The organism is Paraburkholderia sediminicola (assembly GCF_902859805.1).
GTDB lineage: Bacteria > Pseudomonadota > Gammaproteobacteria > Burkholderiales > Burkholderiaceae > Paraburkholderia > Paraburkholderia sediminicola.
Map to the genome: position 1 here is coordinate 62,517 of NZ_CADIKC010000010.1, position 12,537 is coordinate 75,053.

The window sequence follows — 12,537 nt, forward strand, 5'->3', positions numbered from 1 at the left end:
GAACGAAACGTCATCTTCCGCAGTGACGGGCCACGTGCATTTCTGTGAATACGGTCTGAACTCAGGCCTTGAACGTCAGAGCGCGCGTGAGATCACCCATCGGGGTCTGGCCGCGCGCGCGCATTTCATTGTCGCGTTGCTTGATGCCGTCGAGCGTTTCGAGCCGGAACACACGGGTGACGAAACGCAGGATCGACGCGGTGTCATAGACGGTATGATCGACATAGCCTTTCTTCGCGAACGGCGAGATCACCAGCGCCGGCACGCGCGTGCCCGGCCCCCAGCGATCGCCTTTGGGTGGCGCAACGTGATCCCACCAGCCGCCGTTCTCGTCGACCGTGACGATCACAACCATGTTTTCCCACTGTGGGCTGCTGCGCAATGCCTTCACCGCATGTGTGATGTGCCGGTCGCCAGATGCAACGTCGGCATAACCGGCATGCATGTTCAGATTGCCCTGTGGCTTGTAGAACGTGACCGGCGGCAGCTTGCCTGCTCGTGCGTCGGCGAGAAAACGGTTGGTGCTTTCGTCGTCGCCGAGTCCGCCGTCGCGCAGGCGCTTGTCACGCGCGGCGGTGCCGGGCGCGAGGTTTTTAAAGTAGTTGAACGGCTGGTGGTGGTACTGGAAGTTGGGAATCACCGGCGTGCCGTTCGACAGATTTGCGCCGTGCTTATCCAGCGTTTCGCGGAAGGCGCCCGCGTACCAGGCCCAATCGATGCCGCGCTTGTCGAGCTTGTCGCCGATGTGCTCGTGCGTCTGCGGCGGCGCCGCCATCGCATTCGCATCGAGCTTGAAGTCGACAACCGTGCCGCTCGCGTCCAGCGTCATCGGCGTTGGCGCGTACGGCGGCATCATCGTATTGACCGCGTAGCTGAGCACGGAGCCGTCGGCCAGCGTTTCGGGCGGCGTCAGCGCGCTCGGCCCGAACTTTGGAATGCCGTCTTTCGCGCTCGGCGGGGACGTGTCCAGCGGCTTCAGATTCGGGTCGTCCGGCTTGCCGCTGACCGTTTGGGCAATCTGGAACTTCGCGATGCTGTTAGCCGGGTCGGAATAGCGCGGCGGGGTGGCGGAGATCAGATACTGATGGTTCAGGAATGAGCCGCCGAAAGCGCCCTGGAAGAAGTTGTCGCACAGCACGTATTCGGCCGCGAGATCCCATAGCCGCAAGTCGTAGCTGGTGTTCGCGTAGTGACCCATCGTAAAACCAGCGGAGTCGGCCCACGCGACGAACATGTTGTTCTTGCCGCCGTTGATCTGCATCTGGTTCTGATAGAACACGTGCCACAGATCGTGTGTGACGAGCGACAGCGGCAAATTCTCGCCGCTGGGGCCGCGCAACGGAAACGGTGCATTCGGCAGATTGGTCTGGTATTGCAGCCCAGCCTTGTACGTGACGCCGTCCGCCACCTGGTCCTTCAGCAGCCAGCCGCCCGGCACAACGGGTAGTTGATTGAGTACGGTCTTGCCGTCGCGGTCGAGTTGCAGATAGTCGGCGGCCTTGAGCGACGACAGCGGTCTTTCGACGCCCGGGAAATTACCGAAAAGATTGTTGAAGCTGCGGTTCTCGGAGTAGATCACGACAACGGTTTTGACGTTGTCGCGCAGCGCCTGATCGAGGTTCGGATTCGGCACGTTGTCGGTCTGGCCGCCGGCGGAGTGGTCCGGCGTGACACAGCCGCCCAGGCCGCCACCCGCTGCGACGGCGGCAAGCCCAGTGAGAAATGTGCGGCGGCTGGTGTTGGGCTTGTCCAGTTTCTCCTGAGTATCGCTGGGCGGATTCGAAGGGACGGAGGGGGAAGAGGGGGGCTGCTTTTTCAAGTCATTCTCCTTGTGTCTATCGTCATCGATCGGAAAGCCGCACGGTGTGCAGCGATGAGGGTTTCAACTGGATTACAGCGTGCTGCCGGAAGTCAACTCGCCTCGCAGCGCGCGTGAGGTCGGCAGCAGAAGGATAAAACTGGCAACTGCGGCAGCGGGAAATATAACCTCCGCGCCGTCGAGCTGAAAGTACAACAGAATTGGTAATGTCTGGATGTTTTGGTGCGCCGACGATAAAGGTCTTATCGAACTCTTCGAGGCCGCTGGCCAACATCACCAGGCTGCCGCCCGGCAGTTCTCGCCGGGCGGCCGGCAAGCCGATATGCCACGCCGTTGCGAGCGCGCGTGCGCCAAGCGAGCGGGCTGCTGAAATCACATCGGACGGTACATTCGCGAAACTGGCTGAGAGAATCCGGATCATCAGCGGCGGCGTGCCGACCAGTTGAGCGAGCAGCACGCCTGGCCACGTATAGCTCAAATGGGCGAGCTGCAGCACGGGTGCATTTGCGGATTCGGCATGGCGTTATGCGAGATCAGCATGAAGCAGGGCGCGCGACGCGTTTATGATCGACGTCCTTCTTCCAAGCAGCGCAAACTGCCGTGTAGGTCTCAAACTTGATGCTCCGCTTACCCTTTTCTATTTTTCGACGCATCCTGATGTCAGCAGGAATCGCTTTATCCGTGGCTGCAGCAGCCGGCAATGCCGCAGCGCGGCCACCATCTGATATCCGGGCCGTGTCATGGATAGTCGTTGACGGCGAATCCGGCCAGATACTGGTGGAACATAACGCGGACGCAGAGCGTCAACCCGCTTCGCTCACCAAACTCATGACGGCATACATCGTGCTCGGCGCCTTGAAGCGTGGAACCCTGCGCTGGGATGAGAACGTGCAGGTCGGCGCGGCTGACGTCGGTGAAGTCGGCAGCGACGAGGCGAAAATGTACCTGACGCCGGGGCAGCGGGTGCCGGTTAGAGAGCTCGTCCGCGGTCTTATCGCCGCCTCTGCCAACGACGCCGCACTTGTGCTCGCAGAGCGCGTCGGCGGCTCGCTTGCCGGTTTCGAACAATTGATGAACGAAACGGCGCGGCAACTTGGAATGAAACATACCCACTACTCAACGCCGTCAGGGATTACAACGCCAGGAAATTACTCAACAGCCCGCGACCTTTCCGTGTTGGCCTTGCGTATCACCAAAGACTTCCCGGAGTACTACACATTTTCATCGGAGCAGCATTTCGCGTTCGGCAGGTTCGAGAAGCGAAACAAGAACTGGCTGCTTGGAAAGGACCCTTCGGTCGACGGCATGAAGACCGGCCATACCCAGGCAGCCGGTTACTGCATCGTCGCAACCGCGAAGAGAAAACAGGTAGCGCCGCCGATGACGCGACGCGTCTTTGCCGTTCTACTGGGTGCACCAACGGCTGGTGACCGGATAGCGGGCGCCGGCAGCTTGCTGAACTACGCGTTCTCAGCCTACAAGGACTTTCCAGTCGATGACGGGACCGGAGCGCACTCGGTTACCCGTCTGTCAGTGGCGAGTCCCGGCAAAGCGGATGGGACCTGAAGGAGAGGGTTGCCGAAAGCGGCAGGACGTATTGACGCGCCACGACTTCGAGCGCGAACGCCAGTTCAGATCAGGCGTTAGCCAGCATTGCCTTGAGCGGCTTTCGAAACGCTTTCCCATTGCCGCCACGTGGCGAGCCGATCCGCGTAGCTATGTTCTGCGATCTGGAGCGCAGTGTCGCCAAGCAACAGACGCAACGGCGGGGTCGGTGCATCGACGACAGCGAGAATCGCGTCGGCTGTGGACTGGGCGTTGCCGAGGGCGCGGGAGCCATGGGCTGCCGCCAGTTTCTCGCGCAAGCCGCTGTATGCGTCCAGCTTCGTTACGTGATGAGCGGACGCGCCGCGCCAGTCAGTGTCGTAGCCGCCGGGTTCGATGAGCGTTACCTTGATGCCGAAGTCCGCGACTTCCTTGGCAAGCGCATCGCACAAACCTTCGAGCGCCCATTTGGAGGCAACGTAGACGCCCGCCGTGGGGAAAGTAATCACGCCGGCGAGACTGGATACCGCGAGCAAGTGACCATCACCCTGCAAACGTAGTAACGGCAACGCGGCCTGAACGACCCACAAGGAACCGAAGAAATTCGTCTCGAACTGCGCGCGTGCCGCAGCTTCGTCTGTTTCTTCGATCGTGCCAAACAGGCCGTAACCCGCGTTGCTCAGCACTACGTCGAGGCGGCCAAAATGCCGGTGCGCCTGTTCGACCGCAGCGAAAACGGCATCACGATCCGTGACGTCGAGTGCGAGTGGAAGAATCGCGTCACCGTACGATTCGACGAGATCATTAAGGCTCGCAATGTCCCGCACCGTGGCGGCGACACTGTCACCGCGTACGAGAGCGGCCTCGGCCCAGACGCGGCCGAATCCGCGCGAAGTACCGGTGATGAACCAGACTTTCTTACTCATATGCATTAGTTCCGAAAGAGGCCAGATCACCAGCCTGGTTTTAACTGATACCACTGTCGTTGCTAATCTAACGGTGGTAGGTTTGAATTTTAGACTAACAATGTTAGGCGTCAAGGGGAAAATTGTGAAGGGTGTCCGGCTCGATACCGAATGGCGGTGACGCCCGCGCGGACAGTTCCGGCAGGCAGCGCACGCAAGTAGGGGGAAACGGGATGGGGCCGCATGGTCTGGAGAGTCGGTAGACCAACGGCGGAGGGGCTTTACTTCTGGCCTAGCAGGCGCGCGACTTCGGCGCTGACGTCAGCTTCGTTTTCGATGATCCGGATCGGGAAGCCGAAGGCTTTGGCCATGGCTGGCGCCATCACTCTCGATGCTACGGCCAATGTGTGACTCGTGTGGACGATTACCGCGCCGGCGCACCATTGAGCGAGCGCGGGCCGATTTCTCTTGAGCCAGAGTGCGTGCTGTTTTCGTTCGCCTTGTGGTGCGTCCTGTTCATCGGCAGGCGCGCCGACGCTGAACAGAACAAAGCGCTGGGCGCGGGCGAACAGCGCATCGAACTGCGATTCCCAGTCTGGCTCGTTGTACTCCGTGCACAGACGCACGAGCGGGAAATCCGTTGTATCCAGAAACATCGTTGGCCTCTCTCGCAGGGATTGCGATCATCTAACGATGTTAGTTTAGTCTAACGTTGTTAGACGATCAAGAGTCGGCGATTTTGCTTTTTAACCCCCGGATCAGCAGATCGAGACCCAATGCGAAGCGCTGGTCGAAATTTTGATTGAAGATGTCGTCGGCTGCCTCGTATGCGTGGGGATAGCCGGTGTTCGCGAGCGCCATGAACGCGGCCCGGCGCGCATCCATGTCGATGTCGTTGTCTGTGCCAAGCGCCTGTTCTTCCATCACGAATCCGAGCACGTAGTAGAGCACGCTGAACGAGCCCCATGAGGACAGCCGGGTGTTTGCGCCAGCTTCGGCTAGCGTGGCCATCATCGCGTTGCCGACCCGCATGACATTTTCGGCCACGCCGTAACTGCCGGCGAACACGCGCGCGCCGTCCCGATGTTTCAACATCGCCCGGCGGATTTCAACCGCGATATGACGCAAGCGCTCTTCCCACTGGTGATGACGTGGCGCTTTGCGGGCGACGTTCTCCATAAGAATGTTGGCCATGCCGTCCATCAGTTCCTGCTTGTTCGCAAAGTGCCAGTACAGCGAGGCTGCCTTGATATCGAGTGCCTGCGCGAGTTTGCGCATCGTTACGCCCTCGATTCCAAGTTCATCGAGGAGGTCCATCGCAACCTGGATGACCTGTTCTTTCTGTATTGCCATGGGGGTCTTTTTTGAATGTTGAGGGTATCGAGATTTGCCGACGCTATTGAGTATGCGTTGATGCTCTACATTTTAAACTAACGGTGTTAGTAGACGCTGACAGTTATCACAGGCGCGTGGTGAGGGCGGAACGTCACGTCGACGCTGCTTGGCACGCGACCAAACAGCCCTTATGTTCGTGCCACAATACACGCGCCAGCACGCCCACATGAAAGGAGACAGGTTTGAGCAAGAGCGCCGCAGCGACCACCGAGACATGGCATATGGATGACGCCACGGCGGGCGTGTGGATTCGTGCAGCCCATCTTGGCCGGAAGATCAAGGTCAAGAAGGGCAACATGATTTATCGTCAAGGCGAGCTCGGTTTCACCTTTTACTTTCTGCTTTCCGGTCGTATCCAGGTTTCGATTTTTCAGAGCGACGGCACCGAGTTCATGCTTGAAATGATGGGGCCGTGGTCGATGTTTGGCGAGAGCCCCGCTATGGATGGCTTCCCGCGCATTGCCACAGCTATCGCAGCCGAGGACTCGGAGCTGATTGAGTTTGACATCAGGGTTATCACTGGAGCAATTCCGTCCTGTCCGGAACTCGCGATCTCACTGATGCGTATCGTTGCGCTCAAACAGCGGATTCTGGCCTCCCGCATTCAATACCTCGCGCTTCCAAAGCCGGAGATGCGAATTGGGGAGCTGCTGGGACGGATGGCCGAACTGTACGGCGAGAAGCGGGAGGACGGCACGCTGATATCTATCCCGCTGACTCATGAGCAGATCGCCGCTATGACGGGGGCGACCCGTGTCACCGTCACCCGTGCATTGAAGCGGTTGACGACGCTCGGCGCGATTGAATTGCGGCAGCGTCGTATCTGGGTGCTCGACTCGTCCAAACTTCTCGGTTGATTTGGTATCTCGCTATACAGACGGCAGGTTAGCTGGTCACCTAAAGTGGTCACGTTGGATTCAATTTCCCCGTACTACACCAGTTGATTGAAGGACTGCCATGAGCAAAATCGAGCGCCTGCGTCTTCCTGACGATGACGCAACCTTCGGAAGCAATCGCATTTTCGACCTGTTCCAGTACTCGCCGGCCGTGACGGCTAACGGGCTGGTGTTTATCGCTGGGCAAATCGGTCTGCGTGCCGACGGGTCGATTCCGGAGGATCCGAAGGAACAGATCGATGTCGCGTTCAAGCGTATCGAAGCCGTGCTCAACCATATGGACCTCGATTTCACGGATGTCGTCGAGCTCGTTTCCTATCACGTCGATGTTGGCGCACAACTCGCCACGTTCCGCGAAGTAAAGGAGCGGTACATTCGCTCGGATTTCCCGGCATGGACCATTCTCGGTATTGCCGCGTTGGCTCGTCCTGAGCTTATCGTCGAGATCAAGGTCGTCGCTGCGAGCCGGAAGTAAGTTTCATTTTCGCCGGCTGCGTCGAACGCCGGAACCGATACTTCATTGACCGCCGCTCCGCCATGTGGACAGGCCACCGTGTTGCGCGTTTGTGCTCAATACGATGAGAGAGTGGTGGTTCTTTATGAGCGGAAACCCGTCAAATGGGCAAAGCATTCGCTTCGCATGGCGACCTCGAAGATAAGGTCGTCTCGTTCGAGAAACTCTCCAACAACGCCTACGCGTACACCGCTGAAGGCGACCCGAACACCGGCGTCATCATTGGCGATGATGCGGTGATGGTCATCGACACGCAGGCGACGCCTGTGATGGCACAAGACGTGATTCGCCGCATTCGCGAAGTCACCGACAAACCTGTCAAGTACGTCTTGTTGTCGCATTACCATGCTGTTCGCGTGTTTGGCGCATCGGCATATCAGGCTCGGGAAATCCTCGCGAGCCGGGATACGTACGACCTGATTGTCGAACGCGGCGAGCAGGACAAGGCCAGCGAGATCGGCCGTTTTCCTCGTCTGTTCCGTAACGCCGAATCGATTCCACCCGGCCTCGTGTGGCCGACCATGACATTCAAGGGCGAAATGACTGTCAACCTTGGGAATCTGGAAGTGAAGATTCAACAGGTTGGTCGCGGTCATACCAAAGGTGACACCATCGCCTGGTTGCCGGAGCAGAAGATTCTCTTTGCTGGCGACCTGGTCGAATACCAGTCGACGCCTTATTGCGGCGACGCCTATTTCCGCGCGTGGCCGGCCACTCTCGACGAATTATCGAAATTCAAGGCAGAAAAGATGGTTCCAGGACGCGGGCCGGCGCTCAAGAGCGCCGCTGAGGTGCGTCAGGGTCTGGCGGGCACGCGTGCGTTCCTCACTGATTTGTATGGCGAGGTGAACCGCGGCGTCGCGGATGGCAAGGACCTGAAGACTATCTATCGCGAAGTCTATGCCTTCATGAAACCACGTTATAGCGACTGGGTCATCTTTGATCATTGCATGCCGTTCGACGTGTCACGCGCTTATGACGAGGCTACGGGTTTCGATGACCCGAGAATCTGGACGGCAGAGCGCGACGTCGAGATGTGGAGGCAGTTGGAAGCGTAGGTCGGTCGGGCACGGCCTGATTGTCGAATGAGAGCTTGCTCGATCCAGATCAATCCATGAAATATATTTTGGAATGCTACTTAGTATCATGAATACTCGAGTGAAAACTGATGGATTCGCGTTCGTCGAGTTCGTCTCATCACGACCAATGGAGCTCGTTGAACTCTTTGAGCACTTTGGTTTCCGCCTTCGCGGCAAGTCGAAGAGCGAAATGCTCCTGATGACACAAGGAGCGGCCGCTTTCGTCGTTAACGGAAATCCGAATGCGTTCGAATCCCAGCATGGTGCTTCGGTGCGTGCGATTGGAATTCGCGTCAACGACGCGAAGGCAGCACACGAGCAGGCGTTGGCAGGCGGTGCCGCCAACGCCTCCGCAGAAGAGGTAGGAGAATTTGTCCTCGACACGCCGACGATCCTCGGTATCGGCGATAGTCTGGTGTACTTCGTCGACCGCGACTTCCGCGAAATCTTCTCGCTTCCGGTCGAAGCCCGAAACACGCGAGAAGATGACGCCAATATCCTTGCCGTCGATCACACGTCGAATATCGTCCACCCCAGGAACCTTGATCTGTGGGCCAACTTCTACCGCGATACGTTCGGGTTCGCGGAGAAGCAGTATCTCGAAGTCAAGGGCCACATGTCTGGAATGCGGGCGCGCTCAATGGTGAGCCCGTGCGGTCGCGTATCGATCCCGGTTGCCGCTGCCGCCCATGACCAACCCGGCGTACTCAACCAGAACGATGAATTTATCCGCGACTACGGTGGCGAAGGGATTCAACATATCGCGCTGCTGACGTCCGACATCGAAGACACGATTCAAAAACTCAGTGTTGCGGGCATTGAGTTCATGGCAGCCCCATCGCAGAACTATTACGACGGAATCGATGGGCGTCTTCCGGGGCACGGCCTTGACATCGAACACCTGGCTGAACGCGGCATCCTGGTCGACGGCAAGGGTCCGCAGAAGATTCTGCTCCAGCGTTTCACGAAACGCCAGATTGGGCCAGTCTTCTTCGAAATAATTGAACGCCGCGGAGAAGACGGATTCGGCGAGGGCAATTTCAAGGCCCTGTTCGAATCGCAGGAGAAGGATCAGCAACAACGCGGCTCGCTCAATTGACCACTGCGTGGCAGGAACCCACGGTCCCTGCTGACCCGTTCACTTATCCTGGTCAACGGGAATCTTGAAGGAATGAAACCATGACAGAACAGGACGTTCGAGACCATCTCCTTGCCCGATATGACGTATGGATGGCCGCTATAGCGGAGAAGAACATCGATGCGATAGCGTCAATTTACGCGAGTGATGCGGTCTATATGCAACCGGGACAGCCGCGACATGTCGGCAAGGACGCGGTTATTGCCGTATGGCGCACATATTTCACACGCCCTGACTTCAAGGCGCTCTACACCCCAACGCTGACCGTATCCACGAGTCTTGACGTTGCGTATGACGTCGGCAGCTATGTCGTCAGCCTGACGCGGGACGGTGAGCCAGTGGAGATCCGTGGGAAGTACGTGGTGATATGGAAGAAGGAGGGTGGCGATTGGGTCGCTGCTGTCGATATCGATAACACAGACCACCTGGTGTAATCACCGGCTGTATCGGGTGTCGGCGGGAACGAACAGGTAGCCGCCTGCTGTACGGCGTGGCGCGTCGGCAAAGCGGCGTAGATGAATCGCCTGTTAGCGTCCTTTAACGAGCGATGTGAATATCCGTTGCTCCCAAATCCCGGAGATTAAATGAGCAGCATCAGCGCGACAGGTGTTCGCAAGGCCCGGCTTAATCGTTCCCAGTTGATTGTCGCCGCGACCATCGGCAATGCGCTGGAGTTTTTCGATTTCACTGTCTATAGCTTCTTCGCGATCACAATTGGAAAGGTCTTCTTTCCGGCCATGTCGGGTTACGGACAGCTTCTCGCGGCGGTGGCGACGTTCGGGGTGGGTTTCATCATGCGCCCCCTTGGGGGCGTCATGATCGGCGCTTACGCGGACCGGGCGGGACGCAAAGCAGCGATGACGCTGACCATTTTCATGATGGCGCTCGGCTGCGGGATGATTGGCCTCGCGCCGACCTATGCACAAGCAGGGTTAGTGGCGCCTATGCTGATCGTCGCGGCTCGTCTGATTCAAGGGTTTTCGGCCGGCGGTGAGGTTGGTGCATCGACAACCTTGCTGATTGAGTCCGGAACCAGCACGAACCGCGCTTTTCTCGGCAGCTGGCAGTTTGCGAGCCAGGGTTTGGGCGTTTCGATAGGCGCATTCGTCGCGTGGCTGCTGTCCGTGGTGTTGTCCTCCAGCGCGCTCGAAACCTGGGGTTGGCGTATTCCGTTCCTGCTCGGGATACTCATCGCGCCGATCGGCATGACAATCCGTCGCCGTCTCGAAGAGCACGCGCCGGTGCCGGCCACCGACAAGCGTGCGCCAGCTGTCATCGTTCTGCGCGATCACTGGAATTTCGTATTGCTGGGGACGCTGTTGACAGTCGGGTCGACTGTGGCAGCTTACGTTGTGAGCTTCTACATACCGACCTATGCGATCCGCGAACTGAAACTGAGTACGTCGACTGCGCTGCTGGCAGGACTCGTATCAGGATTAGTGACTTTCGTGGTCGCACCTGTTGCCGGTCTACTGTCAGATCGGACTAGCCGTAAAACCTTGGTGTTCTGGCCACGTCTACTGATTGTGATGGCGGTTTATCCGGCGTTTGTCTGGCTGACCCGTGATCCAGGCGTCGAAAGTCTGCTGGTCACCGTCGCGGGTCTCAGTGCGCTGCTGGCGCTACAGGCGGCGCCAGCTCTCACCATGCTGCCGGAAATGTTTCCACGTCCCGTTCGGGCGACGGGTATGTCCATTGTCTACAGCGTGGGCGTCGCCGTCTTTGGTGGCTTTGCACAGGTAGTGGCGATCTGGCTTATCCGCATGACGGGGAGCAAGCTTGCGCCTGCGTGGTACCTGATCGTCTGCGTGCTGCTTTCGTGTTTTGCGTTGCCGTTCATCAAGGATCGCACCGGCCAGGAACTTGACGAATGACCGACGGCAACCGTCATCTATCTTCCGATTCGTCCAACGTCTGCCACGCTCGCTGAGCGCCTTGCCACCGGGACGAAGCTTTTTTTCTTGTATCTGCAGATACCACGAGAACTGCCGGGCCCACTCAATAATTCGCAGGCGGGGACCCACTCGGGCCATCGAAGTAAGTCAAATCCAATCAAGGTGGAGAAGCTATGCGATTCGTGGCTGTATTTTTCGGACTGGCCCTCTTAACTGCTTTCGCCAGCAGTCAAGCCCAGGAGAAACCCAACTATAAAATCGGTGTCGTTACCGCGACTACGGGTTCAGCGTCAGTTATCGCGGCGCCGGCAAACAACGCGATTGCACTGTACGAAGAGCAGCTCGCGGCCCAGAAGAATCTTCCCTTCACGGTTCAGTTCATCAAGTACGACGACGCCTCCGATCCGACGAAGTCGGTCAATGCCGTTCGCAAGCTCATCCAGGACGACAAGGTCGATATCGTCGTTTGCTGTACGACGACGCCTTCCTCGCTTGCAATCGACAAGGTGGTGGAAGACGCGAAGGTCACGTCTATTTCGATGTCGGCGGGGGCAGCAGTGGTCGAGCCGGTGTCCGAAAAGCGCTATATGTTCAAGACGCCCATCACGGACCGGCTGATGATTAACTACACGCTCGACGAAATGAAGAGGAAGGGCATCAGGACGATCGCGTTTATGGGCCTCGACGACGCATATGGAGAGGGCGGTTGGGTCGAGTTCAAACAGCTCGCGGAAAAGAAGGGCATCAAGATTGTGGCGGATGAGCGCTTCTCGCGTGCCGACACGAATTTCGCCCCGCAGGCGCTCAGAGTGCTTCGCGCCAATCCCGATGCGGTCTACTTCCATGCGATCCCGCCTTCTGCCGCTCTCGCGCACGAAGCGTTGAAGCGGGTCGGCTATAAAGGGCCGATTTACCATGGCGCGGGCGCGCCGACGTCCAGCTTTCTCGCAATCGGCAAGTCGTCGGTCGAAGGCGCGATTGTGGGTGCTACGCCGATTACGGTCTATAAGGACCTGCCAAAGGATAACCCGCTGGTGCCCGTCATCACTTCGTTCGTGAACGCCTACGACACCAGGTATGGGCAGGGCAAGGCCGAGATCTTCGCGACGCAGGGCTACGACGCCGTTGGTCTCGCCCTCGACGCGCTTAAACGTTATACGGCGTCGGGGAAGAAAGGCGACCTTGCGCAGCGGCGAATGGACATCCGCAACGTGCTTGAAAACACGCACGATTACGTCGGCACGGTCGGCATTTTCAACTACTCGTCTACGGACCACGTGGGTCTCGACGTGCGCACGTTGTTTCTCGTCCAGGTGAAGAACGGGCAATTTGTCCTGTTGAAGGACTAGAA

General features: G+C 58.4%; 13 protein-coding genes. 8 read left to right on the forward strand and 5 right to left on the reverse strand.

Going from position 1 to position 12,537, the window contains the following annotated elements; genetic code table 11:
• Positions 1-61: 61 nt before the first annotated feature.
• Both acpA and R8871_RS29255 read right to left on the reverse strand, forming a co-directional pair.
• A complete protein-coding gene (gene acpA, locus R8871_RS29250; RefSeq protein ID WP_407673231.1) occupies positions 62-1,819 on the reverse strand; it encodes an acid phosphatase in 1,758 nt (585 codons plus the stop codon).
• 22 nt (positions 1,820-1,841) lie between these two features.
• The gene (locus tag R8871_RS29255) at positions 1,842-2,315 is read right to left on the reverse strand and encodes an ABC transporter permease subunit (protein ID WP_281370258.1); all 474 of its coding nucleotides are present in this window, start codon (positions 2,313-2,315) and stop codon (positions 1,842-1,844) included.
• A 122-nt stretch (positions 2,316-2,437) separates the two neighbouring features.
• Between R8871_RS29255 and R8871_RS29260 the strand changes: the two genes are divergently transcribed.
• Positions 2,438-3,385 carry a D-alanyl-D-alanine carboxypeptidase family protein gene (locus R8871_RS29260; protein WP_175053594.1) on the forward strand — a complete coding sequence of 316 codons (948 nt, stop codon included), beginning with the start codon at positions 2,438-2,440 and terminating at the stop codon, positions 3,383-3,385.
• 77 nt (positions 3,386-3,462) lie between these two features.
• Here the strand turns inward: R8871_RS29260 and R8871_RS29265 are convergent, their stop codons facing one another.
• From R8871_RS29265 to R8871_RS29275, 3 genes are all read right to left on the reverse strand, one after another.
• Positions 3,463-4,290, reverse strand: coding sequence for an SDR family oxidoreductase (locus tag R8871_RS29265; protein WP_175053595.1), 828 nt, complete (start codon positions 4,288-4,290; stop codon positions 3,463-3,465).
• A gap of 260 nt (positions 4,291-4,550) precedes the next feature.
• Positions 4,551-4,925, reverse strand: coding sequence for a hypothetical protein (locus R8871_RS29270; protein WP_175053596.1), 375 nt, complete (start codon positions 4,923-4,925; stop codon positions 4,551-4,553).
• Positions 4,926-4,992: 67 nt separating this feature from the next.
• Positions 4,993-5,622: a TetR/AcrR family transcriptional regulator C-terminal domain-containing protein gene (locus tag R8871_RS29275; protein ID WP_175053597.1), complete on the reverse strand. Its 630-nt coding sequence runs from the start codon at positions 5,620-5,622 to the stop codon at positions 4,993-4,995.
• A gap of 224 nt (positions 5,623-5,846) precedes the next feature.
• Here R8871_RS29275 and R8871_RS29280 point away from each other — a divergent pair, with 224 nt between their 5' ends.
• From R8871_RS29280 to R8871_RS29310, 7 genes are all read left to right on the forward strand, one after another.
• A complete protein-coding gene (locus R8871_RS29280) occupies positions 5,847-6,521 on the forward strand; it encodes a Crp/Fnr family transcriptional regulator (protein WP_175053598.1) in 675 nt (224 codons plus the stop codon).
• Positions 6,522-6,621: 100 nt separating this feature from the next.
• Positions 6,622-7,035, forward strand: a complete 414-nt coding sequence (locus R8871_RS29285; protein WP_175053599.1) for a RidA family protein — start codon at positions 6,622-6,624, stop codon at positions 7,033-7,035.
• Between the two features lie 143 nt (positions 7,036-7,178).
• Complete coding sequence (locus R8871_RS29290) at positions 7,179-8,132, forward strand: MBL fold metallo-hydrolase (RefSeq protein ID WP_175053600.1); 954 nt, start codon at positions 7,179-7,181, stop codon at positions 8,130-8,132.
• Between the two features lie 100 nt (positions 8,133-8,232).
• Entirely contained in the window at positions 8,233-9,252 is a 1,020-nt protein-coding gene (hppD, locus tag R8871_RS29295; RefSeq protein ID WP_246287843.1) for a 4-hydroxyphenylpyruvate dioxygenase, read from the forward strand.
• Positions 9,253-9,332: 80 nt separating this feature from the next.
• Positions 9,333-9,725: a YybH family protein gene (locus R8871_RS29300; protein ID WP_175053602.1), complete on the forward strand. Its 393-nt coding sequence runs from the start codon at positions 9,333-9,335 to the stop codon at positions 9,723-9,725.
• 150 nt (positions 9,726-9,875) lie between these two features.
• Complete coding sequence (locus R8871_RS29305; RefSeq protein ID WP_175053603.1) at positions 9,876-11,165, forward strand: MFS transporter; 1,290 nt, start codon at positions 9,876-9,878, stop codon at positions 11,163-11,165.
• A gap of 194 nt (positions 11,166-11,359) precedes the next feature.
• The gene (locus tag R8871_RS29310; protein ID WP_175053604.1) at positions 11,360-12,535 is read left to right on the forward strand and encodes an ABC transporter substrate-binding protein; all 1,176 of its coding nucleotides are present in this window, start codon (positions 11,360-11,362) and stop codon (positions 12,533-12,535) included.
• The last annotated feature ends 2 nt before the right edge of the window (positions 12,536-12,537 follow it).

Bases quoted from the DNA above. Each gene is read 5' to 3' on its own strand.
- R8871_RS29300 (WP_175053602.1), top strand. From the start codon at position 9,333: ATGACAGAACAGGACGTTCGAGACCATCTCCTTGCCCGATATGACGTA.
- R8871_RS29310 (WP_175053604.1), top strand. From the start codon at position 11,360: ATGCGATTCGTGGCTGTATTTTTCGGACTGGCCCTCTTAACTGCTTTC.
- R8871_RS29265 (WP_175053595.1), bottom strand. From the start codon at position 4,290: ATGAGTAAGAAAGTCTGGTTCATCACCGGTACTTCGCGCGGATTCGGC.
- R8871_RS29260 (WP_175053594.1), top strand. From the start codon at position 2,438: ATGCTCCGCTTACCCTTTTCTATTTTTCGACGCATCCTGATGTCAGCA.
- R8871_RS29305 (WP_175053603.1), top strand. From the start codon at position 9,876: ATGAGCAGCATCAGCGCGACAGGTGTTCGCAAGGCCCGGCTTAATCGT.
- R8871_RS29270 (WP_175053596.1), bottom strand. From the start codon at position 4,925: ATGTTTCTGGATACAACGGATTTCCCGCTCGTGCGTCTGTGCACGGAG.
- R8871_RS29285 (WP_175053599.1), top strand. From the start codon at position 6,622: ATGAGCAAAATCGAGCGCCTGCGTCTTCCTGACGATGACGCAACCTTC.
- R8871_RS29290 (WP_175053600.1), top strand. From the start codon at position 7,179: ATGGGCAAAGCATTCGCTTCGCATGGCGACCTCGAAGATAAGGTCGTC.
- R8871_RS29275 (WP_175053597.1), bottom strand. From the start codon at position 5,622: ATGGCAATACAGAAAGAACAGGTCATCCAGGTTGCGATGGACCTCCTC.